At 64.2% G+C, this 25369-nt stretch carries 26 protein-coding genes and 1 riboswitch; of the genes, 14 read left to right on the forward strand and 12 right to left on the reverse strand.

Features of this window, described 5'->3' with window-relative positions; translation table 11 throughout:
• Positions 1-40: 40 nt before the first annotated feature.
• Together JGU71_RS11965 and JGU71_RS11970 are read right to left on the reverse strand one after the other, a co-directional pair.
• Positions 41-1042 carry a glutamate ABC transporter substrate-binding protein gene (locus JGU71_RS11965; protein ID WP_233529031.1) on the reverse strand — a complete coding sequence of 334 codons (1002 nt, stop codon included), beginning with the start codon at positions 1040-1042 and terminating at the stop codon, positions 41-43.
• Complete coding sequence (locus tag JGU71_RS11970; protein WP_199704334.1) at positions 1039-2463, reverse strand: GlnX family signal transduction membrane protein; 1425 nt, start codon at positions 2461-2463, stop codon at positions 1039-1041. Before JGU71_RS11970 ends, JGU71_RS11965 begins: the two co-directional genes overlap by 4 nt.
• 344 nt (positions 2464-2807) lie before the next feature.
• Here JGU71_RS11970 and JGU71_RS11975 point away from each other — a divergent pair, with 344 nt between their 5' ends.
• Together JGU71_RS11975 and JGU71_RS11980 are read left to right on the forward strand one after the other, a co-directional pair.
• A complete protein-coding gene (locus tag JGU71_RS11975) occupies positions 2808-3491 on the forward strand; it encodes an NUDIX domain-containing protein (protein WP_199704335.1) in 684 nt (227 codons plus the stop codon).
• Between the two features lie 4 nt (positions 3492-3495).
• Positions 3496-5670, forward strand: a complete 2175-nt coding sequence (locus JGU71_RS11980) for a molybdopterin-containing oxidoreductase family protein (protein ID WP_199704336.1) — start codon at positions 3496-3498, stop codon at positions 5668-5670.
• A 6-nt stretch (positions 5671-5676) separates the two neighbouring features.
• Here the strand turns inward: JGU71_RS11980 and thiE are convergent, their stop codons facing one another.
• Entirely contained in the window at positions 5677-6375 is a 699-nt protein-coding gene (gene thiE, locus JGU71_RS11985) for a thiamine phosphate synthase (RefSeq protein ID WP_199704337.1), read from the reverse strand.
• Positions 6376-6473: 98 nt separating this feature from the next.
• Here thiE and thiO point away from each other — a divergent pair, with 98 nt between their 5' ends.
• The 8 genes from thiO to JGU71_RS12025 all read left to right on the forward strand — a co-directional run bounded on the left by thiO (position 6474) and on the right by JGU71_RS12025 (position 13301).
• A complete protein-coding gene (thiO, locus tag JGU71_RS11990) occupies positions 6474-7556 on the forward strand; it encodes a glycine oxidase ThiO (RefSeq protein WP_307829632.1) in 1083 nt (360 codons plus the stop codon).
• The gene (thiS, locus tag JGU71_RS11995) at positions 7553-7765 is read left to right on the forward strand and encodes a sulfur carrier protein ThiS (RefSeq protein ID WP_199704338.1); all 213 of its coding nucleotides are present in this window, start codon (positions 7553-7555) and stop codon (positions 7763-7765) included. Before thiO ends, thiS begins: the two co-directional genes overlap by 4 nt.
• Positions 7766-7772: 7 nt before the next feature.
• Complete coding sequence (locus JGU71_RS12000) at positions 7773-8525, forward strand: thiazole synthase (RefSeq protein WP_199704580.1); 753 nt, start codon at positions 7773-7775, stop codon at positions 8523-8525.
• Between the two features lie 54 nt (positions 8526-8579).
• Positions 8580-8891 (forward strand): trafficking protein particle complex subunit, encoded by a 312-nt coding sequence (locus JGU71_RS12005; RefSeq protein WP_199704339.1) that lies wholly within the window; start codon positions 8580-8582, stop codon positions 8889-8891.
• Between the two features lie 150 nt (positions 8892-9041).
• Positions 9042-9986, forward strand: coding sequence for an ABC transporter ATP-binding protein (locus JGU71_RS12010; RefSeq protein WP_199704340.1), 945 nt, complete (start codon positions 9042-9044; stop codon positions 9984-9986).
• Positions 9986-10756, forward strand: coding sequence for an ABC transporter permease (locus JGU71_RS12015; protein WP_199704341.1), 771 nt, complete (start codon positions 9986-9988; stop codon positions 10754-10756). Before JGU71_RS12010 ends, JGU71_RS12015 begins: the two co-directional genes overlap by 1 nt.
• Before the next feature lie 186 nt (positions 10757-10942).
• Positions 10943-12397: a M28 family metallopeptidase gene (locus tag JGU71_RS12020; protein ID WP_199704342.1), complete on the forward strand. Its 1455-nt coding sequence runs from the start codon at positions 10943-10945 to the stop codon at positions 12395-12397.
• Positions 12398-12434: 37 nt separating this feature from the next.
• Entirely contained in the window at positions 12435-13301 is an 867-nt protein-coding gene (locus JGU71_RS12025) for an adenylate/guanylate cyclase domain-containing protein (protein WP_372433154.1), read from the forward strand.
• On the opposite strand, the gene thiD is transcribed toward JGU71_RS12025, so the two are convergent.
• Positions 13302-14153 (reverse strand): bifunctional hydroxymethylpyrimidine kinase/phosphomethylpyrimidine kinase, encoded by an 852-nt coding sequence (thiD, locus tag JGU71_RS12030; RefSeq protein ID WP_199704344.1) that lies wholly within the window; start codon positions 14151-14153, stop codon positions 13302-13304.
• A complete protein-coding gene (gene thiC, locus JGU71_RS12035; RefSeq protein ID WP_199704345.1) occupies positions 14150-15814 on the reverse strand; it encodes a phosphomethylpyrimidine synthase ThiC in 1665 nt (554 codons plus the stop codon). The genes thiD and thiC overlap by 4 nt, the downstream gene beginning before the upstream one ends.
• A riboswitch (TPP riboswitch) is annotated at positions 15804-15912 on the reverse strand. Its footprint overlaps the gene before it by 11 nt.
• A gap of 166 nt (positions 15913-16078) precedes the next feature.
• Between thiC and JGU71_RS12040 the strand changes: the two genes are divergently transcribed.
• A complete protein-coding gene (locus JGU71_RS12040; protein WP_199704346.1) occupies positions 16079-16408 on the forward strand; it encodes a GNAT family N-acetyltransferase in 330 nt (109 codons plus the stop codon).
• 20 nt (positions 16409-16428) lie between these two features.
• Here the strand turns inward: JGU71_RS12040 and JGU71_RS12045 are convergent, their stop codons facing one another.
• Positions 16429-17055 (reverse strand): TetR/AcrR family transcriptional regulator, encoded by a 627-nt coding sequence (locus JGU71_RS12045; protein ID WP_199704347.1) that lies wholly within the window; start codon positions 17053-17055, stop codon positions 16429-16431.
• Positions 17056-17075: 20 nt separating this feature from the next.
• The gene (locus JGU71_RS12050) at positions 17076-18302 is read right to left on the reverse strand and encodes an FAD-dependent oxidoreductase (protein WP_199704348.1); all 1227 of its coding nucleotides are present in this window, start codon (positions 18300-18302) and stop codon (positions 17076-17078) included.
• Positions 18303-18462: 160 nt separating this feature from the next.
• Here JGU71_RS12050 and JGU71_RS12055 point away from each other — a divergent pair, with 160 nt between their 5' ends.
• Positions 18463-20241 (forward strand): MFS transporter, encoded by a 1779-nt coding sequence (locus JGU71_RS12055; RefSeq protein ID WP_199704581.1) that lies wholly within the window; start codon positions 18463-18465, stop codon positions 20239-20241.
• Between the two features lie 51 nt (positions 20242-20292).
• Positions 20293-20736, forward strand: coding sequence for a MarR family winged helix-turn-helix transcriptional regulator (locus JGU71_RS12060; RefSeq protein ID WP_199704349.1), 444 nt, complete (start codon positions 20293-20295; stop codon positions 20734-20736).
• 5 nt (positions 20737-20741) lie between these two features.
• Here JGU71_RS12060 and JGU71_RS12065 read toward each other — a convergent pair whose 3' ends face one another.
• Positions 20742-21557, reverse strand: coding sequence for an exodeoxyribonuclease III (locus tag JGU71_RS12065; protein WP_199704350.1), 816 nt, complete (start codon positions 21555-21557; stop codon positions 20742-20744).
• Between the two features lie 135 nt (positions 21558-21692).
• On the opposite strand from JGU71_RS12065, the gene JGU71_RS12070 reads away from it, so the two are divergent.
• The gene (locus JGU71_RS12070) at positions 21693-22757 is read left to right on the forward strand and encodes a DUF6670 family protein (RefSeq protein WP_199704351.1); all 1065 of its coding nucleotides are present in this window, start codon (positions 21693-21695) and stop codon (positions 22755-22757) included.
• A 25-nt stretch (positions 22758-22782) separates the two neighbouring features.
• Here the strand turns inward: JGU71_RS12070 and JGU71_RS12075 are convergent, their stop codons facing one another.
• The 4 genes from JGU71_RS12075 to JGU71_RS12090 form a co-directional block, all read right to left on the reverse strand.
• The gene (locus JGU71_RS12075; RefSeq protein WP_199704352.1) at positions 22783-23055 is read right to left on the reverse strand and encodes a hypothetical protein; all 273 of its coding nucleotides are present in this window, start codon (positions 23053-23055) and stop codon (positions 22783-22785) included.
• Between the two features lie 153 nt (positions 23056-23208).
• Positions 23209-23793 (reverse strand): hypothetical protein, encoded by a 585-nt coding sequence (locus JGU71_RS12080; RefSeq protein ID WP_199704353.1) that lies wholly within the window; start codon positions 23791-23793, stop codon positions 23209-23211.
• A gap of 29 nt (positions 23794-23822) precedes the next feature.
• Positions 23823-24758 carry an N-acetylglutamate synthase, CG3035 family gene (locus JGU71_RS12085; protein ID WP_199704354.1) on the reverse strand — a complete coding sequence of 312 codons (936 nt, stop codon included), beginning with the start codon at positions 24756-24758 and terminating at the stop codon, positions 23823-23825.
• Positions 24748-25338 carry a peptide deformylase gene (locus tag JGU71_RS12090; RefSeq protein WP_199704355.1) on the reverse strand — a complete coding sequence of 197 codons (591 nt, stop codon included), beginning with the start codon at positions 25336-25338 and terminating at the stop codon, positions 24748-24750. The genes JGU71_RS12085 and JGU71_RS12090 overlap by 11 nt, the downstream gene beginning before the upstream one ends.
• Positions 25339-25369: the final 31 nt, after the last annotated feature.

A 25369-nucleotide genomic window follows, 5' to 3' on the forward strand; every position in this document is an offset into this window, starting at 1 on the left:
CGAGGTTCGTCGGCTTCAGGTTCTTCGATCGCCACGGCGCTCAGTCCTCGTACTTCGGCTGCGGAGGGCCCGGCGACGGACCGAGGACGGCCAGCCACCGGTTGTAGATGGCGTTCCACGTGCCGTCCGCACGAATCCGATCGAGCGTGGCGTTGACGAAACGGACGAGGTCCTCCTTGCCTTTGCCGATCCCGATCCCGTAGGGCTCCGGGCTGATGCTCTTGCCGACGACCTCGAGGTAGGGATCCTGCGCGGCAAGGCCCGCGAGTATCGCGTCGTCGGTACTCACCGCATCCACCTGGCGCTGCTGCAGCACCACGAGGCAGTCGGCCCAGCCAGGCACCGTCAAGATCGAAGCAGCAGGCTGCATTTGCTGAATGTGCTGCAGCGACGTCGTGCCGCGAACGATGCAGACGCGCTTGCCTGCGAGATCTTCGATACCGCGGATCCCGGAATTCTTGACGGCAAGGATGCGCTGGTTCGCCTGGTAATACACGGTCGAGAAATCGACCTTCTGCCGCCGCGCACAGTTGATCGTCATCGTCTTCACCACGATGTCGACCGCGTTGGACTGCAGTGCGGCCTCGCGCTCGGCCGAGCCGAGTATTCGGTACTCGATGCGTTCGGGGTCGGTGAACAGGTCGCGGGCAATCTCTTTCGCGATCTCGACGTCGAAACCTTCGATGGTTCCGCTGATCGGGTCGCGGAAGCTGAAGAGGTTGCTGCCCGTATCGAGTCCGACGACAACGCGTCCACGTGCGCGAATTGCGTCCACGTTGGGTCCTGGTGGTTCCGACGGGTCGGCGAGCGGGCGCAGGCTGACTGTCGGGTCGCCGCAGTCGTTCGTCGGCGTTGATGGCTGGGTCGTTGGGGCAGAAGCATTTTCGGCTTTGTTGGGCAGCGGCGGTTCGGTGTAGCTGACGTCGCGTGCCGCCGGGTCGTCGAGGTCGGCAGGTGTTGCCGAGCAGGCGGCGACACCGAGCAGTGTGCAGGCGAGGGCGGCGGTGAGCCAGGTGCGGGTTGTGCCGCGCTGCACCATCATCGGTACTCCCGCAACCGCGGCCACAGGCCGACGAGGACGAAGAACGCCGCGGCGAACGCCAGTGTCAACGCTCCCGGCGTCAACTTGTCGACCACGGTCGAGGCACGGGATACGTTGGACCGCAGCGTGTCTCGGGTATCGACGATGCCCTGCTGCACGGCTGTGTCCAATGCTTCGAATTGAGCGGTCGAATCTGCGTCGCCCGGCCCGATCGCGACGATCGACGCTCCGGTGAAATCGCCGGTCGCCAACGTGTCGTTCATACGTTTGTGCGCGGCGAGCCAACCGGTGTGGGCCCTGAGCGCGTCGGCGACGCGATCGGATCCTTCGATATCGGATCCGTAGTCGGTGAGGACGGCGCCGAGTCGTGCCATGTCGTCGTCGAACGCAGCGTCGTACTCGCCGGAAGTGTCCCGACGCACCAACTTCAGTGTTTCGTCCGACCGTGCCTGCTGCGCGAGGATGCGCCCCTCGGTGAGTTTCGCGAGCGGCAGGGTGCCGTGGCCGAGCGCGCGGTCGGCCGCAGCAGCGGACAGTGAGCCACCGACCGCCATCCACACGAACAGGGCAACCATGATCGCCGACGCGACAATGAGCCCGGGATTGAGGATTCTGCGCCAGTGCCTGGCAAGCAGTACTTGCACGCCGAACAGCGCGACGAGGGCGAGCACTAGGAGTGCAAACGAGAACCACGGCGGTGTCGTGTACGCGCGCTGGGCGTCGACGACGGCCGCGGACTGTCGCGCACTGAGATCCTCGGCGGCGGGCAACATCGTTGTCTGCATCAGCGTCGATGCTTCGCCGAGATAGGCAGCGCCGACCGGATGGCCGTTACGGTTGTTGGTCCGCGCAGTTTCGACGAGGCCCGCGTACACGGGGAGCTTCGAGGCGATCGTCGCGGCGAGCTTGCGAGCATCGGCGTCCTCGGGGTCGGCCGCTCCGACCGCCAGTTCCGCGGCCGCTTCGCCGATCGCCTGCGAGTACGCGTCGCGAACGGCTTTCGGTTCGATACCACCGGAGATGAAGGCGGTCGACGCGGCCGCGTCCGCGATGGACAGCGAGCTGTAGAGCCGCTGTGACGACGCCGCATAGGGCTCGGTCTCGTCGAGGACGGTATTCAAGGTCTGCTGCCGGTCGCGGACCGTCGCGGCGGCAACCGCACCCGCTGCAACACACAGGACGACGAGCACGATGCCCATCGCGATCAGACGGGCGGGCGACGACCGCAGAAAGACCCGCACATCGCGAGGGTCGAGGTGCTCCCGAACGATCGCGGCGGCTGCTTTGGGAGTGAGCGATCCCTGTAATGCGGACAGCGGCGGCGTCGCGTCCTCCGACCGTGATCCGACCGGGCCGGGCTGCGACGATGTCGGGCGTTGCTCGCCCTCCTCGACAGCCGAGGCCGACGGGGCAGCGACCACGTGGACCTCCATCGAGGGGACTGCTCACTGGCGTGAGCGCAGACGAAACGGAACTCTATTGTGGTCCGGCTCGGTCCGCTCGTACTGCATTTCGATGACCGGAGGGTCAGATCGGGTCGACGACGAGCATTTCTGCCCAGTATCGAGCTGTGTCCATTCCCACGATCGGGGTGAGCAGATCGAAGAGCAGGTACGACATCGAGTTGGAACCTTCCGTCGGGTGGTGAGTGCGGGTTGCTTCGAGCGGGTTACCCAACTCGTGCGGAACGAATCACGCGATAGGGTCGAAGCTGACGACGGCCGGATCCTTCGGTCCTCGAGGACCGAACGGGTGAGGCAGTTCGATGCGTGGTGACGGTGACGGGTGGTCGTGGAGCTCGGACGGCAGTCGGCACTGGGGTAAACACGGCGCGGCCGGGTTGTTGCTGCGCGCACCGCTGGCGAGCGGACACCCTGCGGTGCTGCTGCAGCATCGCGCGGTCTGGAGTCATCAGGGTGGGACCTGGGGACTTCCTGGTGGCGCGCGGGACAGCCACGAATCGACCGTTCACGCCGCAGTCCGCGAAGCCGAAGAAGAGGCGGGCATCGCGGCAACCATGCTGCGCGTGCGGGCCGAGCGGGTGACCGCGCGGGCACTGAGCGGGTGGACCTACACCACGGTCGTCGCCGATGCCGCGTCACGATTGGCGACGACGTTGAACATGGAGAGCGCCGAACTGCGCTGGGTACCTGAGGCCGACGTCCATGCGTTGCCGCTGCATCCAGGTTTCGCAGCGAGCTGGGAGGAACTGCAGACCGTTCCGGTGCAGCTGCAGATCGACGCCGAGGCCGACCGTGCGGCGTTGACGGAGGCGCTACCTCGGACGATCGAGTTGCCGTCGGGTGGCTTCGGTTGGCTCTACCCGTTCGACGATCCGTTCGCCGGTCGGGATTCCGCGCTCACTGCTGTGCTGGCCGAACATGTGCCGAACGGCGTCGATATGGCCGGAAATGTCATAGCAATCCCGACCGACCAGGTGCTTAATTGACTGTATGCCAACAGAGGTCGTCACCTACTGCAGGATCTGTGAGCCCCTCTGCGGGTTGATTGCGACGGTCGAGGACGGCAGGTTGGTGAAACTGCGGCCGGACAAGGAACATCCGCTCTCGCTCGGCAATGCCTGCCCGAAGGGAATCGCGTTCGCCGAAGTGCAGAACGACCCCGACCGTGTGCTGCACCCGCTGCGACGTCGTGCCGACGGCGAGTTCGAACAGGTGACCTGGGAGCAGGCGTACGACGACATCGGCGCGCGGCTGAAAGCCGTCGTCGACACCCACGGCCGTGACAGCCTCGGCTGGTACTTCGGCAACCCGAGTTCGTTCTCCTACTCGCACACGTTGTGGATCCTCGCGTTCGCAGTCGGCAGCGGTATGCGGCACCTCTACTCGGCTGGATCGCAAGACGTCAACAATCGATTCGTCGCCAGTCAGCTGCTGTACGGCTCGCTGACCGCCACTCCGATTCCCGACCTGGATCGGACCGACCTTCTGTTTATGGTCGGAGCGAATCCGCTGGTCTCGCACGGCAGCGTCATGACAGCGCCGCGAATCAAGGACAAACTGCGCGCGATCGTCGACCGTGGTGGTCGAGTTGTCGTCGTCGACCCACGTCGATCGGAGACAGCGAAGGCCTTCGAGCATCTACCGATTCGACCGGACGGCGACGCCTGGCTGCTTGCCTCGATGTTGCAGGTGTTGTTCGCGGAAGGTCGTACGGACTCGGCGGCCATCGCCGCGCAGTCGGTAGGTGTGGATCGGTTGCGGGCAGCGGTTGCGCGCTTCACACCCGAGCGCACGCAGGCGTTCACAGGGATCGCTCCCGATCGGCTTCGCGCCATGGCACGCGAACTGGCCACGGCCCGTCGTGCCGCCATCTACGGCCGCACCGGGACGTGCCTCGGCAGGCAGGGCACCCTCGTCGCGTTTCTGCTCGACGCTCTCGCGCTCGTGACGGGCAACCTCGATCGCGAAGGCGGCGGCGTATTCGGTGAGGAGGCGTTCCTCGGCCTCGATTTCGCGCAACGAACGGGAATGATCGGTTACGACCGACGCCGCTCGCGCATCGGGAACTTCCCCGATGTCCTCGGCTCGTTCCCCGCAGCCGTCATGGCGAAAGAAATCACCACACCAGGGAAAGGTCGCCTGCGAGCGCTGTTCACCTCCGCGGGCAATCCGGTGCTTTCGGTACCGAACGGCGACGAACTCGAAGCCGCGCTCACAGAACTCGAGCTGTTCGTTTCGATCGACCTCTACGTCAACGACACCAACCGCAAAGCCGACTACATCCTCCCCGCGACGACCTTCCTCGAACGCGACGACATCCCGCTTCCGTTCGGCGCTCTGAGTACGACACCGTTCATCCAGGCGACCGAACGGGTCGTCGAGCCGTACGGCGAGGCGCGGGAGGAATGGGAGATCATCGACGAGATCGCCAAACGCATCGGAGTCGTACCGTTCGTCTCGACCCCGAAGCGGGTCGGTGCGGTTCTGAGCGGACTGATCAGGCGCGTTCCTGGATCCAGTGCGGCAACGACGCCGAAGGTGCTCATCGACGTCGCGCTGCGACTCGGCGCATACGGCGACAGGTTCGGCCTCCGCAGGGACGGCCTGAACATGACGAAGCTACGCGCCAATCCGCACGGCATCGTCCTTCGCGAACATGTCGAGACCGGTGTGCTGAAGCGGGTCGTCAAACACAAGGGCGGCAAGGTGCGGCTGGCGCCCGACGAGATCATCGACACGTTGGCGAGCCTTGGCGATCGACAAGACGACCCCGACTTCCCGTTGCGGCTCATCGGACTACGCGAACTCAAGTCGCACAATTCGTGGATGCACAACTCGGAGTTCTTGATGCGTGGCAACAGAGCACACACCGCCCGGGTCAATCCGGTCGACGCCGAAGCTGCCGGAATCGAGGACGGCAAGCCGTTCCGAATCGCGTCGGCACACGGTTCGATCGAGCTACCTGCGTTCCTGACCGACGAGGTCGGGGCGGGAACCATTGCGGTGCCGCACGGTTGGGGTCACCGCGGTGGCTGGCAGGTCGCCAACGCGGCGGGTGGCGTGAATGTCAACCTCCTGATGTCGACGGCCGTCGAAGACATCGAACCCCTCGCGGGCATGGCACATCTCAACGGTGTTCCGGTCCGGATCGAGCCGGTCGCCTAGGTCTGCTCAGTCAGTCGGAGTGAGCCGGTCCTTCAACCGTCGCGCCGCGGCTTCGGGGTCGGGTGCCCCGGTGATCGCGCGGACCACGACGATCCGCGTCGCGCCTGCCGCCAATACCTCCGGCAACCGTTCTTCGTCGATGCCACCGATCGCGAACCACGGTCGGTGGGGTTCGGCATCTGCAGTCGAGCGCACGAAGTCGAGGCCGGCCGCCGCGCGACCGGGTTTGGTCGGCGTCGCCCAGACCGGACCGGTGCAGAAGTAGTCGGCACCCTCCTCGATCGCTGCCAGACTCGCCTGGGCTCGGTTGTGCGTCGAGCGGCCGATCACCACATCGGGTCCGACGATCCGGCGCGCGTAGTGCACCGGTAGGTCGTCCTGGCCGAGGTGCAACACGTCGGCCTGCGCGGCAAGCGCGATATCGGCGCGATCGTTCACGGCGAGCAGAGCGCCGTGCCGTCGTGTCGCTGCCCGCAACTCGGCGAGTGCGGCCAATTCCCCTTTGACGTCCATGGGTCCGAACTCGGCTTCGCCCGCCGACCCCTTGTCGCGTAACTGGATGATGTCGACACCACCGGCCAGCGCCGCATCCGCAAACCTGGCGAGGTCGCCTTTCTCGCGCCGGGCGTCCGTGCACAGATACAGGTATGCCGTAGCCAGGCGGTCGCGAGTGGTCGAGCCCCTGAAAGAATGCGATGGATGCACGGCTTCGACGGTAGCGGCTACCGTGGAACGGGCTGATCGGTGGGCGGGAGAACAGCGTCGCGACAGCTCCGAGTGGTGTGGGAAGTGAGGTGGAGACAGTGCGAGACGAGCGGACCTTGGCCGTGGTCGGCGGCGGCGTGATCGGTCTGTCGATCGCCTGGCGAGCCGCCGAATCGGGCAGGCAGGTCACGCTGTTCGATCCCGCGCCGGCGTCGGGAGCGTCGTGGGTCGCCGGCGGCATGCTTGCGCCGCTGTCGGAGGGCTGGCCCGGCGAGACCGACGTTCTCGAGATCGGCGCAGCGTCGTTGGCACGCTGGCCGGAATTCGCCGCGCGACTGGCAGCAGCGTCAGGGTCATCTGGTGCAGATGTCTTCAGCGCAACGGGTTCGCTCACCGTCGCGCTCGATGCCGCCGATGCGCAGGATCTGCGGACTGTCGCCGAATGGGTCGGCGCACAGGGCTACGAACTCGAACTACTCGACCGAGCGCAGGTGCGTGCCTACGAACCGGCGCTTGCCCGCAGCGTCAGGCTCGGTTTGCTTGCCCCTGCCGAACTTGCCGTCGACAATCGGATCCTGCTCGACGAATTACGACGCGCGGTCGCCGGTGCAGGGGTGCACGTCGTCGAGCGTGAGGTCGTCGATCTCGACGATCTCGACGCCGACCAGATCGTCCTTGCGGCAGGCGAGCGGTCGGCGCGCCTGTGGCCAGGCCTGCCGGTACGTCCGGTCAAAGGCGAGATCTTGCGACTGCGAGCCAGGCCCGGTGTGACGCCTGCGCCGACGCACGTCGTCCGTGCTCGGGTCCATGGTCGACCCGTCTATCTCGTGCCCCGCGGTGACGGCATCGTCCTCGGTGCGACGCAGTACGAATCGGGTCACGACACCGCTGTGACTGTTGCCGGTGTTCGCGACCTGCTCGCCGATGCGCAGGAGTTGATGCCAGGCATCGGCGAGTACGAGCTAGCCGAGTCGATCGCAGGACTGCGGCCGATGAGTCCGGACAACGTGCCGCTCATCGGCAGAGTCTCGGATCGGGTGGTCGTCGCATCCGGGCACGGCCGCAACGGCATTCTCTTGACCCCGATCACGGTCGACGCGGTGCTCGGCTTACTCGACGGAGTAGAACTGGTCGAAGCCAAGCAGGCCGACCCCGACAGATTTTCAGGAGCTTCCCGATGACGCAGGTACTGATCGGCATCACCGTCAACGGCAAGGAACACCTGCTGACCGAAGAGATGACGGTCCGGGAGTTGCTCGACTATCTGAAGCTTCCCGACAAGGGCATCGCCCTCGCCGTCGACCGCGCTGTTTTCCCTAAGTCGCGCTGGAGCGAGCAGGTCCGCAAGGGCTGGGAGATCGAAGTCCTCACGGCGGTGCAGGGTGGCTGATTCGGTGATGAGTCCGCTGGTCATCGCGGGTAGGTCGTTCGGGTCGCGGCTGATCATGGGTACCGGCGGTGCCGACAATCTTGCGGTGCTGGAGGAAGCGCTTGTCGCTTCCGGCACCGAACTTACGACCGTCGCCATGCGCAGGGTCGACGCGGCGGGAGGCACGGGCGTCCTCGATCTGCTGAAGCGTTTGCAGATCGCGATGCTTCCCAACACCGCGGGCTGTCGCGGCGCAGCCGAAGCTGTACTGACCGCCCAGCTTGCCCGCGACGCTCTGGAGACGGACTGGGTCAAACTCGAGGTGATCGCCGACGAGCGGACGCTGCTACCCGACGCCGTCGAACTGCTCGATGCGGCCGAGCAACTCGTCGACGACGGATTCACCGTGCTGCCGTACACGACGGACGACCCGATCCTCGCCCGTCGGCTCGAAGAAGCAGGGTGCGCCGCGGTGATGCCGCTGGGGTCGCCGATCGGAACCGGCCTCGGCATCGCCAATCCGCACAACATCGAAATGATCGTCGACGGTGCCGGAGTGCCGGTGATTCTCGATGCCGGTATCGGAACAGCGAGTGACGCCGCGCTTGCGATGGAACTCGGATGCGATGCTGTGCTCCTCGCCACAGCCGTCACCCGCGCGAAAAATCCACAACTTATGGCGACCGCGATGGCGGATGCCGTCAGAGCTGGACACGCCGCACGTCATGCCGGTCGAATCCCCAAGCGGTTCTGGGCGCAGGCGTCCTCGCCGAGTCTGTAGGACACTTGCGGGTCCGATCCTGCGATGTACCCTCGATGTAAGAAGGGGTACAACGTGAATTCAAGGCGTGCAACGGTTTTCCGAGTAGAAGACGATGGTCTGGACGCGGCTGCGTTCATAGCGGGTGTGCGGCGGGTCGTGCTCGCCAATGCGCAGTTCGATTCTGTGGTGACGGCAGCGATCGTCAGACACATAGATTTTCTGTTGACCGCGAGCGAGGTCAACGATCGCGATCTGCGGCTGGAGGAGCGGGCGTCGCAGATCGAAGCGGCGCTGCGGAGTGTGCTGCCGCTCGAAGGCGACACAGCCTCGCCGAACACAGCGCAGTTCAAGACATTCATGGCGAAATCCAAGCCGAAAGACTGAGGGCGCTCCGCGCCTCGTGAGTCTTTTCGGAGGTCGGGCGCTCCGGAAGGACTCACGAGCAGCCTCAGGGTTTCCTCATCCGAAAGGATGACGACAGTCGCGACCTGCGGTCGATGTGCAGGTGCCTACTCATGAGCGATGCTTCTTCACATGATCGAAGTGAAGGGTTTGACCAAACACTACGGGCCGACTGTGGCCGTCGACGATCTGTCCTTCACGGTCCCAGCGGGCCAAGTGACAGGTTTCCTCGGGCCGAACGGCGCAGGTAAATCGACGACAATGCGCATGATCCTGGGCCTCGACAAGCCCACCTCCGGATCGGCGCTCATCAACGGCAAGCCGTACCACCAGCTTGCCCATCCCCTCCGTGAGGTCGGTGCGCTGCTCGACGCGCGGTGGGTGCACCCCAACCGCTCGGCGCGCGCCCATCTGCAGTGGATGGCGGCCTCCAACGGCATCGCCAAGTCCAGGGTCGACGAGGTTTTGCGCCTCGTGGGTCTCAGCGAGGTCGCAGGCAAAAACGCAGGCGGCTTCTCGCTCGGCATGTCGCAACGACTCGGACTGGCAGGCGCGCTGCTCGGCGACCCGCCCGTGCTGCTCTTCGACGAGCCGGTCAACGGCCTCGACCCCGAAGGCATCCTGTGGATCAGGCGATTCATGCAGCGGTTGGCAAGCGAGGGCCGCACGGTGCTCGTCTCCAGCCACCTGCTTTCGGAGATGTCGCAGACGGCGGAACAACTCGTCGTCATCGGCCGCGGTCGGCTGATCTCGGACTCGACCGTGCAGGAGTTCATCGACAAATCGTCGGAGTCTGCAGTCCGAGTCCGCAGCCCGCAACTCGACGCCCTGCGCAGCCTGCTGATCGCACGTGGGCTCACCGTCCGTGAAGACGGCGAGTCTGAGTCGGGTCCGGCACTGCTCGTCGTCGGCGCGACGACCGAGGTGATCGGTGCAGCTGCAGGCGAGAACGGCGTCACGTTGTTCGAGCTCTCGGCTCAGCGTGGATCGCTCGAAGAAGCATTTATGAAGCTCACCGGCGGCGACGTGCAGTACCACGCCGAAGGCATGGAAGAAGTGATGGGAGGTGCGCTCTGATGGGCGTATTGGCAGCAGAACGTATCAAGATCACTTCGACTCGATCACCGTGGTGGTCGGCGGCAGTGATCATCGCACTCGGCCTCGGGCTGGCAGCGATCATGGGTTGGGTTGCCAACCAGGCGATCGCCAATCCCGAAGATTCGGAAGGCTTCCCCGGTCTGACACCGGCGACGGCAGCCACAGGCGTTACCGGTTTCGGCGTCTTGGTCCTGATGATCATGGCGGCGCTCGTCGTGACCAGCGAATATCGCTTCGGCACGATCCGGACGACGTTCCAGGCGATGCCCCACCGCGGCACGGTGATCGCTGCGAAGGCAGCACTGATCGGTGCTTTCGGCGCAATCCTGACAACGGCCCTCACCTTCGGATCCATCGAGGTTGCAAAACTGGTCGCCAACTCCGACGCGCAGAAGCCACTCGCCCTCTCGGGTGAAGAAGCGTGGCGCGGGGTCTACGGCGTGCCGATCTATGCCTTCCTCTGTGTCGTTCTTGCTGTTGCGGTCGGCGCGCTCGTCAAGCAATCGGCCGCCGCGATCTCACTGGTTGTGCTGTGGCCGTTGCTGATCGAGAGCCTGTTCGGACTGTTCGGAAGCTTCGGCCGCGAGGTGCAGGCCTTCCTGCCGTTTGCCAACGCTCAGCACTTCATGAGTGGCGACACCGGCATCGAATTCCACTGGGGTCCGTGGGGCAGCCTGATCTACTTCACGGCCTTCGTCGCGGTCTTCTTCGCTGCAGCGATCGTCGTCGTGAACAAGCGCGACGCATAGCTTGTCGCTGAAAACGAGCCAACCGAATGAGGGGTGCGACTCCTGTCGGGGGAGTCGCCTCACAGCACCTGATCCGAGCCGCTGCCCGGCGCGGTAAAGGTGACATGTCGGCCCGGTGTGGGATGTTCATCCGCACCGGGTTGATGTGTTTCTCGGTAGGGTGAGTAACGACCGGGAGGGGATTCGATGAGATCTGCAATACGGTGCGCGATTGCAGGATTGGCGGTTGTACTCGGAGCGGCGGCCTGTACGTCGAGCAGTTCCGACGACGAGCCACAGCAGGGCGCGCAAGTCGCGAGCGCGGTGCAGATAGACGCGCTGATGGCTCACCTGGAGAATCTGGACCGCATCGCGAAGGACAACGACGGCAACCGCGCAGCGGGCAAGCCCGGATACGACGCGAGCGTCGCCTACGTCACAGACAAATTGAAAGAAAAGGGCTTCGAGGTCTCGACGCCCGAGTTCGAGATCAACACCTTCGATCTCAAATCCGAAAGCCTGACGGTCGGCGATCAACAGGTGAAGGTCGCGACGTTCGGCTACTCGCCGGGTACGGACAAAGCAGGACTCGTGACGCGGGTCGTCGAGGTACCTGTCGACGACACACCCGGCTGCGAGGCCTCCGACTACGACAACCTCGATGTGACGGGCGCGATCGTGATCGTGCGACGTGGTATCTGCCCGTTCGCGGCCAAACAACAGATCGCGGCCGAGCGCGGAGCAGCGGCCCTGCTGGTCGCGTTCGTCGGCGAGCAGGTCGGCGGCGGCACGCTCGGCAGTCGTGATGTCGCGAAGATCCCGACCGCAGGTATCGGCGTCGGCGACGTCCCTGCACTCGTCGCACCCGGCGCGAACGTGAAGCTGCTCATCGACGCCGATGCCACAACGTTCACGACTCGCAACATCATCGCGCAGACCAAGACGGGATCCGCAGACAACGTCGTTATGGTCGGTGCGCACCTCGACAGCGTCCCGGATGGGCCTGGTATCAACGACAACGGTTCGGGCTCGGCTGCAATTCTCGAGACGGCGCTGCAAATGGGCAGCGAGCCCGACGTGCAGAACGCCGTGCGGTTCGCCTGGTGGGGTGGCGAGGAACTCGGCCTGCTCGGTTCGACGGATTATGTGTCGAAGCTCAGCAGTGACGAACGCCTGAAGATCGCGCTTTATCTCAACTACGACATGATCGCCTCGCCGAACCCTGCCTACCTGACCTACGACGGCGACGACTCCGACAAGACCGGCGAACCTGCCGGGCCGGACGGGTCCGCGGCGATCGAGCGGATGCTGAACGCCTACCTGCTCAATCAGGGGATAACTCCGGAGGGCACCGACTTCGACGGCCGCTCCGACTACGGGCCGTTCATCGAGCACAAGATCCCGTCGGGCGGCATCTTCACCGGCGCAGAAGACAAGATGTCGGCCGACCAGGCGCAGAAGTGGGGTGGGGAGGCCGACGAGCCTTTCGACGCGAACTATCACGCGTCCGGCGATACGCTGGCAAACATCGATCGTGACGCTTTTGCCCGAAACGGTGCCGCCGTCGCGTACAGCGTCGAGACCTACGCGCAGTCCATCGACGGGCCCAACGGCGTACCAAGCAGAGCAGACCGTGAGGCGGCTCGAGGCGATGAGAAGTGAGAGGCTGCACGGCACAGAGCTGAGCTACGCTCGATCCGTGACAGACCGGCCCGACAGCACTCGCGACGAGCGGCCGGTCGAGTCCAACAAAGCTGGCTCCGGACGCAGCGATCGACGTAGGCCTGCGTTTGCCGAATGGTTACACGCAGCGAATCGTGGCACGCAGGTCATCGACGCCGTCCGTCGCGTTCGGGTGCTGCTGCCAGGCGACCCGGCGTTCGGTGACCCGCTTTCCACGTCCGGGCCCGGTAGCGCGCGAGCGGTCGCTCGGGCAGCAGAACGTTTCGCCGGCGACGAACCTCGCGCTGCACGCGAAATCGGTCTCGGTGCGCTTCAGGTTTGGCAGGCGGCGTTGGAACGTGTCGGCCGAGGCAAGGGCAGCCGAGAGGTGACGGTTGTGTTCACCGACCTGGTCGGTTTCTCCAGCTGGTCGCTCGGCGCAGGCGACGAAGCCACACTCGAACTGTTGCGCAAGGTTGCCAAGGCGATCGAGCCCCCGATCGTCGATCGTGGCGGTCACGTCGTCAAGCGGATGGGCGACGGCCTGATGGCAGTGTTTCCGTCCGCGGACAAGGCGATCCAAGCGGTCGTCGCTGCCAAGAAGAACCTCGCCGACGTCGAAGTGGCTGGATTGAGACCCGAGATGCGGGTCGGTATCCACACGGGTGCGCCGAAAGAGATCGGTGGCGACTGGCTCGGCGTCGACGTGACCATCGCCGCCCGAGTCATGGAAGCGGGTGGCAACGGCAACGTCATGATGTCTGCCGCGACGCTGCAGGCATTGCGCCCTGACACGCTGGAGGACCTCGGCTACACGGTCAAGCCGTACCGCCGCAGCTTCTTCGCAGGCCCGCTGCAGGGAGTGCCCGAGGATCTGCGGATCTTCACCCTCAAGCGCATCTGATCAGAGTTCGTTCGTACGCAGCCGCCACAGTGGAGAGGCAGGGCCGTGGCCCGCGCCGAGGTCGTAGGACGCTGCCAGGCACCGGGTGACCCAGTCCTTGCCGAACTCGACGGCGTCCGGGACCGAGTAGCCGTTCGCAAGCGCGCAGACGATCGCCGCGCCGAGAGTGTCGCCACCACCATGGTCGTTGCCCGTGTCGATCCGTGGGCTGGTGAACTCGAGGAACTTGTCTCCGTCGAACAGTAGGTCCGTGCTGGAGGTGGACGTCCGCAGATGCCCGCCTTTCACCAGCGACCACTTGGCACCGAGCGCGAACAATGCTTCGGCTGCTTGCCGCGCTGTTCGGTCGTCGACGACGTCGATTCCGGTGATGAGCCGGACCTCGTCGAGATTCGGTGTCACAACTGTCGCGATCGGAATGAGTGTGTTCCGGACGGCGTCGAGCGCTTCGGGATGCAGCAGCGGATCGCCGTGCATCGACGCACACACGGGGTCGACGAGTAGCGGGACCGGTTGGTCCTTACCGATGCCGACCTCGGTGCACACCGCGGCAACCGCCTCGATGATCGAACTCGACGCGAGCATGCCGGTTTTTGCTGCGCCGATACCGATATCGCCGACAACCGAACGCACCTGCGCTGCGACGATCTCCGGAGGGATTTCGTGAAAGCCGCTGACCCCGACGGAATTCTGGACTGTTACGGCTGCGACGGCGACACATGCGTGGACGCCGCACATCGCCATGGTCCGCGAATCCGCTTGAATGCCCGCACCACCGCCGGAATCGGTTCCGGCGATGGTGAGCACTCGTACGGGCGTTGTTCCGTCGGGGGCAAGGGGCAACAGGTTCACGGTCGGGACACTACCGGCAGATAAACCTGGCCTCCTGCGTCGGTGAATTCCGCCGACTTCGCCGCCATTCCCGCTTCGATCGCTTCCACGTCCGTGAGGCCGTTGCGTTCTGCGTACTCGCGGACATCCGCAGAGATGCGCATGGAGCAGAACTTTGGGCCGCACATCGAGCAGAAGTGTGCGGTCTTCGCGGGCTCGGCGGGCAATGTCTCGTCGTGGTATTCGCGCGCCGTGTCGGGGTCGAGCGACAACGCGAACTGATCGCGCCAGCGAAACTCGAAGCGCGCCTTGGAGAGTGCGTCGTCACGTTCCTGTGCGCGCGGATGTTGTTTGGCGAGATCGGCTGCGTGCGCAGCGATCTTGTAGGTGATGACGCCGACCTTGACGTCGTCACGGTTGGGCAGGCCGAGATGCTCCTTCGGCGTGACGTAGCAGAGCATGGCTGTGCCTGCTTGCGCGATGATTGCTGCACCGATCGCCGAGGTGATGTGATCGTATGCCGGCGCGATGTCGGTTGCGAGTGGGCCGAGTGTGTAGAAGGGCGCTTCTTCGCACAGCTCTTCCTCCAAGCGGACGTTCTCCACGATCTTGTGCATGGGGACGTGGCCCGGACCTTCGATCATCACTTGCACCCCATGCGATTTCGCAATCTTCGTCAGCTCGCCGAGGGTTCGCAGTTCCGCGAACTGTGCGGCGTCGTTGGCGTCCGCGATCGATCCGGGGCGGAGGCCGTCGCCGAGGGAAAACGTCACGTCGTACTCCCGCAAGATTTGGCACAGATCGTCGAAGTGGGTGTACAGGAACGATTCGCGATGGTGAGCGAGGCACCATGCGGCCATTATCGACCCGCCGCGGGAGACGATTCCGGTTACTCGTTTGGCAGTGAGCGGTATGTAGCGCAACAGCACGCCGGCATGGACCGTCATGTAGTCGACACCTTGCTCGCACTGCTCGATCACTGTGTCGCGGTAGAGCTCCCATGTGAGGGCAGCCGGATCGCCGTTGCATTTCTCGAGAGCTTGGTAGATCGGAACGGTGCCGACCGGAACGGGGGAGTTGCGCATGATCCATTCGCGGGTTTCGTGAATGTTCTTGCCGGTCGACAGGTCCATGATGGTGTCGGCCCCCCATCGGGTAGCCCATACCATCTTGTCGACCTCGTCTGCGATCGACGATGTGACAGCCGAATTGCCTATGTTCGCGTTGACCTTCACTGCGAAACGTTTGCCGATGATCATCGGCTCACATTCGGGATGGCGGTGGTTGGCAGGGATGACCGCGCGTCCCGCGGCAACCTCGTCGCGTACCAGCTCCGGCGAAAGCCCCTCACGTGCAGCGCAGAACCGCATCTCATCGGTAATGATGCCTGCCCTTGCCCACACGAGTTGGGTGACCGCACCGTCGATCGGCTCGAACCTGGCCCAATGGTTGCGTAGTTTCGCCAGCCCGGCTGTCACATCGATGTCTGCGTCGGTATCGGTATAGGCACCCGATGTGTCGTAGAGATCGTGATGGTCGCCGTTCGTCAGGTGGACCCGTCTGACCGGAATCGTCAACCCGGAGCTGTTCGCGACGTCGAGATATACCTTGCTGCTGCCCTCGATCGGTCCGGTGGTTACGCCGCGGCCCGTCGGGCCGTTCGAAATAGAGGTATCCCTCATCAGTTCTCCCTACGCCGGCATTATCCGGTCAGGTTCATACGGTCGACGGCCCTAGCCGTCCTCTCAGCCCGCTGGTGCGAGCCCCCGTGGATGTGTAGTTGTCGCCGGGGTTTCGGCCCGACGGTGTCGACCGTAACGCAGACGTTTCCTCCAGACGGTGACAAGTCACGCTTTGAACGGTTGAATAGTGGCGTGCATCACAGCGTCAACGTTGTCGCGGGTGGGGATCGAACGGCTCGACAAGTTGATGGTGGAGGGCTTTACATGCTGTCGGATGCAATCACTACGGAAACCGTGGTCAACGCTGCGCAGAGCCGTTTCGAGCTGTGGCTCAACGGCGATCTGGTCGGCATCATGGGGTTCTACGAGAGCGAACTGACGAAGGGCGGGCGTGCGGGCCGACCCATGGTCGTGTCGTTTATGCACACCGTCATCACCGAGGACTTCGGCCACCGGGGTCTTGCGGGTGTGCTCGTTCGTGGCGCGCTCGATCACGCACGGGTCTACGGCTGGAAGGTTCGGCCCGTCTGTACGTACGTGCAACGGTTTCTCGCAGACAACCCGGAGTATCGCGAGGTTGTCGTTCCGCTCTGAGGGCGAATCTGCCTGTACAGCTACGCGTTCGGCGACATCAGGTTCAGCAGACTGCGGGTGAAGCGGCCGAAACGCTCGGCGGTGAACTCGTCCGGTGCAGCGAGCAGCAGCCGGGCGCCCTGTTCGCCGACCACAAGCAACGACATTGCTGTCAGTTCGAGGTCGAGATCGGCAAAGTCTGGTCGCGTCGTGGCTCCCCATTCGAGGAGTGCACGTAACTGCGCGAGCGCGAACTGTCGGCCTGCCTCGAAGTTGTCGCGGACCTGCTGCGGGGCGTCGTCGGCGGGAAGTAGCAGTGGTCGCCAGGAATCCGGATCGGCAGCGACAGCGTGCAGGAGGTTCGTTGCTGCACCGACGAGGATGTCGTCGAATTCGGCGTCGCTGTCGAAGGCGGGCATCGCGTCGGTCAGTGTGGCGATAGCGCGCTCGCGTTCCCTATCGAGCAGCGCGAGCAGCAGTGGTTCGACACCGGGATAAGCAGCGTAGATGCGCGGCTTTGCGAGTTCGAGTTCGCGGGACACCGCTTCCATGGTTACCGCCGAAAATCCGCCGCGGTTGAGCAGCCGCAGCGCTGCGTCGAGCACTTGTTCGCGTCGCTCCTCGATCACCATCCTCGGCTGCCGTGGCCGCTTTGCTGCTGGTTTCACCCGTACGACGGTAGTCATCCTCAGTAGTAGCCTCTCGAACCTAGGTGGGGAGTCGGGATTTGGACCGGTCCGTTGGCGAGCCACGCTCCGGCCGGCCAGACGAATGGCGCGACACGCGAGGCGATGGCGCGTTTGAACCGAGTCGACCGATCGGTGCCGCGCATCTGTCGCAGCGCCTTCGACGAGACATCGCGGTTGTGGATTCCCCATTTCCTGCCTTGCGCTGCGCAATCGTCGATCAACCTGCGACGTCGCGTCGGATCGTCGGTTGCCGACGCCGCAGCGATCGCGGTGGCCGCGTCGGTGGCATCGAAGACGCCCGAGTTCAGCCCCCGTCCACCCCACGGTGCAAACAGGTGTGCTGCTTCACCCGCAAGGAGCACCCGCCGGTGTTCGTCGGTGTAGGAGTCGGCGACGACCTGGTGAAAACGGTAGGTGGAGATCCACCGAATGTGGTCGCCGTACCAGGGACCCACGATCGTGGAGACCCATTCGCGAACACCGGCTGGGCTGGACAGATAGTCGACGTCGTCTCCCGGCAGGCACTGCAGGTCGACGCGCATCCCGGTGGCAAAGGGCATGTGCATGACGTTGCGTCCGCCGATCACGGGGTTGTTGTAATGGAAGTTGCCTGCAGTCGGCGTCGACCCGTCGGGGTGCTCGTCGACGTCGACGATGATGAACGGTGTCTCGTCGGTGACACCTTCCATCGTGACGCCGATGGCTTTGCGCACGATCGATCGGGCGCCGTCGGCTGCGATCACGTACGACGCTGCGATGCGTTCACCGGACGCCAGCGTGATGGTCACGCCGTCGGGGCTGGTATCGAGTTCGGCGACCGGGCTATCCCACCGAAACTGGACTCCTGCCGCGATGCACTCCGCGTAGAAGATCTCCTCCGTCGTCGATTGAGGAAGGCTGGCCGCAAGCCGCGGGGTGTACCAGTTCGACGGATCCAGGTGCTGGCTGAACACTCGGCGCCCGTCGTAGTACGCGTCGTAGCCGGTCGGTGTGACTCCCGCTTCGGTGACCTGGCGACCGAGCCCTGGCAGCACGTGGTCGAGGCGACGCAGAGTTGGGAACATCAACGCGATGGCGCGGCTTCCTGGACGCACCCGATCCTGTGTTTCGGCCTCGAGGACGACTACCTGTAGTCCCTTTCGAGCAAGCGCGAGGGCGGCGATCAAGCCGACAGGGCCGGCTCCTACGACGACGCACGGATCGAGTTCTGCTGTTCGGTTGGACATCGTTTCACCCTTCGAACCACTAAGTACGGTACCGTAGTTACGGTAACGTACTTATTCGTTGGCGACAAGCCCAATTTTGTTAGTTAGCAATATGCAACTAATGTGACGGTCAGCGACCAGATCATCAGGAGCCCTTGTGAGCAGTGACATCAGCGAAGACGTGAATACCGGCAGGGTGCAGACCGACAAGGCAGACGTCCAGACCATTCGGAGAAGACTCCGGGTCGACCACGATCACCCGCACTACAAGTGGATCGCGTTGTCCAACACCACCCTCGGCGTGCTCATAGCGACGATCAACTCGTCGATCGTCATCATTTCCCTGCCCGCGATTTTCCGCGGCATCCATCTCGATCCGCTTGCGCCGGGCAACGTCAGCTACCTGCTGTGGCTGCTGATGGGTTTCCTGCTCGCGTCGGCTGTGCTTGTCGTGATGTTCGGCCGGCTCGGCGACATGTACGGCAGGGTGAAGATCTACAACCTCGGTTTCGTGGTGTTCACCGTTGCGGCGGTTGCGCTTTCCGTCGACGTGTTCGACCGCGGCGGGGGAGCGATGTGGCTCATCCTGTGGCGCGTCGTGCAGGGTGTGGGCGGTGCGATGCTCATGGCCAACTCGACGGCGATCCTCACCGATGCGTTTCCTTCGAATCGTCGCGGTATGGCGCTTGGCATCAATCAGGTTGCCGCAGTTGCTGGTTCGTTCCTCGGTTTGATCATCGGTGGCGTCCTGTCGGAATGGAACTGGCAGGCGGTCTTCTGGGTGAGCGTTCCGATCGGCATCTTCGGGACGGTCTGGGGGTACCGATCGCTACACGAGCTCGGCGTCCGGAACCCTGGAAAGCTGGACTGGGCAGGCACATTGACGTTCGCAGGCGGTCTCACCGCGCTGCTCGCAGGCATCACCTACGGCATTCAGCCCTATGGCGACTCCTCTACCGGCTGGTCGAATCCCCTTGTGCTGGCTGGTGTGTTCGGTGGTCTGGCCTTGCTCGTTGTGTTCTGTGTCGTGGAAACCAAAGTGGCGGAACCGATGTTCCAGCTGTCGCTGTTTCGCAATCGCGCTTTCGGGTTGGGCAACGTTGCCGGCCTGATGGCGTCGGTCGGCCGCGGTGGGCTGCAATTTATGCTGATCATCTGGCTGCAGGGAATCTGGTTGCCGCTGCACGGCTTCTCCTACGAGTCCACGCCGCTGTGGGCAGGCATCTACCTCTTGCCGTTGACGGTGGGTTTTCTTGCTGCCGGACCGATTTCGGGCTTCCTGTCGGATCGCTACGGCGCTCGTCCCTTCGCGACGGGCGGTTTGGCGATCGTTGGCATCACCTTCCTGCTGCTGCTCGTGATCCCCGTCGACTTCAACTACTGGGTGTTCGCATTCATCGTGTTGCTCAACGGAATCGGATCCGGTCTGTTCTCCTCACCGAACACCGCGGCCATCATGTCGAGCGTCCCGGCGAATCTGCGCGGTGCTGCGTCGGGTATGCGCGGAACTCTGTTCAACGGCGGTACTGCGCTCTCGATCGGAATCTTCTTCTCGCTGATGATCATCGGGCTCTCCAACACGTTGCCCGGTGCACTCAGCTCCGGTCTGCAGGAGCAGGGTGTGTCGGCGGGCGTTGCACAATCCGTCGCCGACCTACCTCCCGTCGGGAGCCTGTTCGCGGCGTTCCTCGGGTTCAATCCGATCGAGGAACTGCTCGGCCCGAGCGGCGCGCTCACGCAACCCGGTGTCGCGAGTGATGTCCTCACCGGCCAGGAATTCTTCCCACATCTGATGTCCGGGCCGTTCCACTCGGGACTGATCGTCGTGTTCCTTGCCGCTGCGCTCATGATGTTCGCAGGTGCCCTCGCGTCGTGGCTTGCGGGCGGACGCTACGTTCACGACGAAGAGGCGGAGTTGGCCGATGCTGACCGCGAGGCCGAGAAGGTCGCTGTCGGGTAGACGGCGGACCGGGTGACGACCGCGCGACCGGCATACGCGAGAATCGGACAAATGGACCAGCAGGCTCTTGGGGAAGCAGCAGAGTTGTACTTGTCGCTCGGTCGGATAACCCGGGCATTGCGCCGATCCGGTGACGCGGGATCACTCAGTCCCGGAGTTGCGTCCGCGCTGGCGACGCTTACTCGCAGTGGGCCCGCAAGGCTCGGTGACCTCGCCGCTGCGGAACGGGTGACGCCACCGACGATGTCGCGGATCGTCACCGCGCTCGAGAAGTCGGGTTACGTTGTGCGACAGGCCGATCCCGATGACGGCCGTGCCTCGCTCCTGCAAGCGACCGACAGTGGCGAAGCGCTGGTCAACGGCTTGACGTCGTCTCGTATTCAGAATTTCGCCGTTGCTCTGGAGCGATTGGACAAGTCGCAGCGAGCGGCGCTGATGGCTGGGATGTCCGCACTCGAAGGGGCTCTGTTCGAGCCACTGGAACCCGCGCAGTAGCCCGGCTACTCGAATTCGACGACGACGGGTGCGTGATCGCTGGCCCCGGTGCCTTTGCGTTCCTCGCGGTCGATCAGCGCGGCCGTCGCTCGTGCTGCCAACGCGGGTGAGGCGAGCACGAAGTCGATCTTCATCCCTTCCTTGCGCGGGAATCGCAGCCGCGTGTAATCCCAGTAGGTGAACACGCCGGGACCAGGTGCGTAGGGCCGGACGACGTCGCTGAATCCGGTGGTCACGAAGGCGTCGAACGCCGCGCGTTCCTGCGGCGTCGTGTGTGTCTTGTCGGCGAAATATTCGACCGACCAGACGTCGTCGTCGGTCGGCGCAATGTTCCAGTCGCCGACCAGTGCGATCTGAGCGGCAGGGTTGTCGACGAGCCACTTCTCGGCGTTGTCGTGAAGTCGCGCAAGCCAATCGAGCTTGTACTCGAAGTGTGGATCGGTCACTGCCCGACCGTTGGGTACATACAGGCTCCACACCCGGACGCCGCCGCAGGTCGCTGCGATTGCGCGCGAGTCGACGACCGGTTCGGCGAACAGCGTGTCGGCTGCGTCGCGATCGAATCCGGGTTGGCCGTCGAAGGCGATCTGTACGTCCTCCAGACCGACGCGTGACGCGATCGCAACGCCGTTCCACTGATTGATCCCGGCATGAGCGACCTCGTAGCCGGCCGCGTCGAAGCGGTCGTAGGGAAACTGGTCGTCGCGGCATTTCGTCTCCTGCAGCGCGAGGACGTCGATGTCGGACCGGTCCAGCCAATCGATGACGCGATCCAGTCGAGAGCGTACGGAGTTGACGTTCCACGTAGCGAGTCTGAGCACTCAGGGATCTTGTCAGTTGCGAGGCGCTGACGCAGCATCCGAGTCTCCCGAGGATCGGATGACGGAATACTCTTCTCAACTACTCCGGTAGCGATGCACTCGCTGTCGACAACAGATTTCGATCAGAGGTACTCGATGTCAGAATCACCGACCGACCTCGCAGCCCGGCTGCTCGCCGTGCCGGCGCTTCGAAAGATCTTGAACAGTCACGCGAGTACGGACGCGCCGCTGCCGAGCGGCGAACTGCTGCTCCCACACACGGCCGACCGCCGCTACGGGGCAAGCCATTACAACGTGGTCATCCCCGATCTACCCGCGCCGCACCGCTATCTCGGCTGCGCGGTGATCATCGGCGGGGTCGGTACGCGGGCTTTCGACATCGACCATGCCGTCCACGGCTCACCTCGCAACACCGCAACGATTGCGCTCGGAACCGCTGCGACCGCCCCGGACGGCTTCTGCAGCTACTCGATCGAAGACGACTGTGACTTGCGGGAGGACGGCTCCCTGCTGCGGTTCGGCGACGACCTCCGCATCGAGGGCCGGTTCCCCGACTACCGGATCACCGTCCAACGGCCCGACTTCACACTCGACATCGAGGTCGCGGCAACAGACGAGATCACCTGGTTCGCCCGCAGCCCGATCTACGACCACGTCGGTTTTCCGGCGCGCTATCGCGGCACCCTCACCTACCGCGGCGAGTCCACCGAGGTCGATGGCGTGCTCTCGTTGGAACACGCACGGTTGCTCAGTTTGCCTGGATTGTTGGGTCGCCCGTTCCCCGCGCAGATGAAGTTGCCGTGGACCTTTTTCACCTACCACGTCATCAAGGTCGGCCCCGAAGCGCTGTTGATGCTCGCCAGCGCCGAAATGTTCGGCCAAGACCTGCTCACGTCTGCGTACTACAAGGAGATCGGTGGCCGCCACGACCGCTGGGTGCACGGAGTGGAGTTCGACGTGCTGAGTTATCGCGATCGACCCCAACTAGCTCCCGACGGTGACGCAACCCGAATCCCGCACGAGTTGCGGTGGCGGATCACCGACGGCGACGCGGTCGTCACCGAGATCGTGGGCACAACCGACACCGACCTCATCTACGGACTCGGTCGCGGCTGGATCGGCGGATACACCTACAGCGGCCACCACCTCGGTGAACCCGTCGGAGGGGACGCCTACTACGAATACGTCGACCAGCGCTGACCTACCGAAGTTGCGTGTCGGCTACTCACGCCGCAGATCGGTCGGCGACGATTTGCAGGCCGAGTTCACGAAGTGCGGCGTCGTGGCTGGTTGCGGTTCCGTCGTCGAGTCGGCGTAACAGCGTCGACGACAGGTCGAGTAGGCAGTAGAGCAGATCTCGGGCATCGCCGACCTCGCCGTCGAGAACGTACTGGCGGGCGATCGATGCTGCTTCGGACGGACCGCCTGGTCCGTAGGCAGCGGTGAGGACTGCCATTGCAGGTGCCATCGCGGGGTCGTACTCGGTGTGCTTGTTCACGAGATCCTCTGGAGTTGCCCGGTAGTCAGCAGAACAACGCACCGGGGTCCAAGGTGCGTGTCGACTACCTGTAGCTGAGCAAGGTGGTCTAACAGAGTGTCGTCGGCAACGCGCCGATAGTTACTTGTCTGTGGCTCGTGGCACACACTGGCCTCAGCCGACCCGCCCTGCAACTGCTTCAGCGAGTTCGACGGCTGCCTTTTCTTTTTTGTCGTCGGCCAGATCGACCTGAATCCAGACCTTGTACATGGTGCCGTCCTGCAGCCAGTAGGCAGCCTGATCGAGTGCTCCGATGAACGAGTCGGAACCCAGGTTCGGAGCGGGACGAGTCGGGTCGCCGTACAGCGACTTCTCTGTGTCGAACTCGTCTGCGGACTTCGCTTCGGTCTCGATGTCGACGATCGGCGTCGGATCGGCCTCACTCGGCTGCCAACGGCACTCGGTCTTACGCACGACGCTCGAGTAGGTCGGCGCTTCGCCTGTGGCTGCCGCAATCTCAGCCGCCGTCAGAAGGGCACACGGACCTTCGGTGGACAACGCTCCCGACGCGGACGTGGCGTCGGGAAACGTGAGCCTTTCGGGTGTCGCAGTCGCCGGGCTCGTCGTCGCCGTGCCGCTTTCGGCAAGGATAAACTCGGTCTCGCTCACCGCGGCCGACCCCGAGTCACCCGAACCGCAGGCCGAAACTGCCAGCGCTGCAATGCATGTGATCCCGAATGTGATCCGCGAAATCCGCATGTCCCGTCTCCTGTCGGTCTGGCACAGCTCTATCGATCGGCAGGCGCCGCGTAGCGGTATCGATGATGCTCCATGAAACCGATGGCGCGATACATTGCGACCGCGGGCCGGTTGTCGACGGCAACCTGTAGGTAGGCATGCGTCGCGCCCTGCTCTTTGCCCCAGCGAATCATCCGCGCGCACAGCAGCGTTCCCAGCCCATGCCTGCGGTGTTCCTTTGCCACCTCCACCGCGGTCAGCCCGACCCACCGCCGACCATCCGGTGCGGTGGTGACCGCGGCACGAGCGATCGCGAGTGGGTACCCGCCGACACCGCCGAGTTGGCCGAACCCGAGCACGCCGCTGCGGACCGCTGTCAGCACCTCGATCGCCTCGGGAGGCGGGACGGAGCCGCGATACCGGTAGAGCGAAAGCCAATCCGAGCCCGGCTCCTTGGTGATGGTCGCCATTGCGGGTCCGTCGGGCAGCGGCACATTGGCTATGTCGGCTGCGAGGACGTGCACCTCGTCCCAGGTCTGCCAGCCGGGTGGGACGGTGCCGAGGCGGTCGGGAAGGAGTAGTCGCACACCGAGGCCGCGGTCGGCGTACCACTTGCCGATGGTCCCCAGGCTCGACGTGTCTGCCGAAGTCTCCAGCGGCGCAGCGGAATTGGCACGTCCGGTGAAGCCGGCGCCGGATCGCAGCAACCAGCCGTCGACCCATTCCTGCTCTGTTCCCGGCCAGCCGTCGGCGGCAGCGATTTCGAGGTTGCGGATCTCGCTTGTCCGGATCGGCCTGGGACCCAACGTCTTCAACGCGACGACACGGTCGGCCGCGATGCGAACCGTTTCACCGTTCGCCGTCCTGACGGTCGGCGGATCGAGTGACAGCAATTCGCCGATGACGTCCGTCATCGGATGGCTGTAGCCCTCCGGCAGTCGGTATCGAAGTACTACTCGTGAGCCGACCGAAGGGTCAGTCGTCATGACCGAACGGGTCTTCGACGGTGCCGGGTAGCCAGCTCAGTCCGGGCACCCCCCAGCCGTTCCGTTTGATGGCTTTCTTTGCGGCGCGGGCGTTTCGGCCGATGAGCACGTCGGTGTAGAGGAACCCGTCGAGGTGACCGACCTCGTGCTGGAGCATTCTCGCGAAGAAGCCGGTGCCTTCGACGACAACTGGTTCGCCGTCGGCGTCGGTGCCTGTGACGCGAGCCCAGTCGGCGCGTCCGGTCGGGAACTGCTCGCCAGGAACCGAGAGGCAACCTTCGTCGTCGTCATCGGGGTCGGGCATCGTTTCTGGAATCGTCGAGGTCTCCAGCACCGGATTGATCACCGCGCCCTTGCGTCTGCGTGGCTTGTCGTTCTCGTCGAGGTCAGGGCAGTCGTAGATGAACAGCCGTAGTCCGACGCCGACTTGATTGGCCGCCAACCCGACTCCGTTCGCGGCAGCGAGGGTTTCGCGCATGTCGGCCAGCAACTCCGCGAGTTCTGCCGGTGTTTCGGTGACCTGCTCGGTTGGCTCGTGAAGGACCGGATCACCCACGATGCGAATCGGAAGAATTGCCATGGTTGACAAGGATACTGGGCACGCGGGCATC

This window comes from Antrihabitans stalagmiti (assembly GCF_016482825.1).
Taxonomy (GTDB): Bacteria; Actinomycetota; Actinomycetes; order Mycobacteriales; family Mycobacteriaceae; genus Antrihabitans; species Antrihabitans stalagmiti.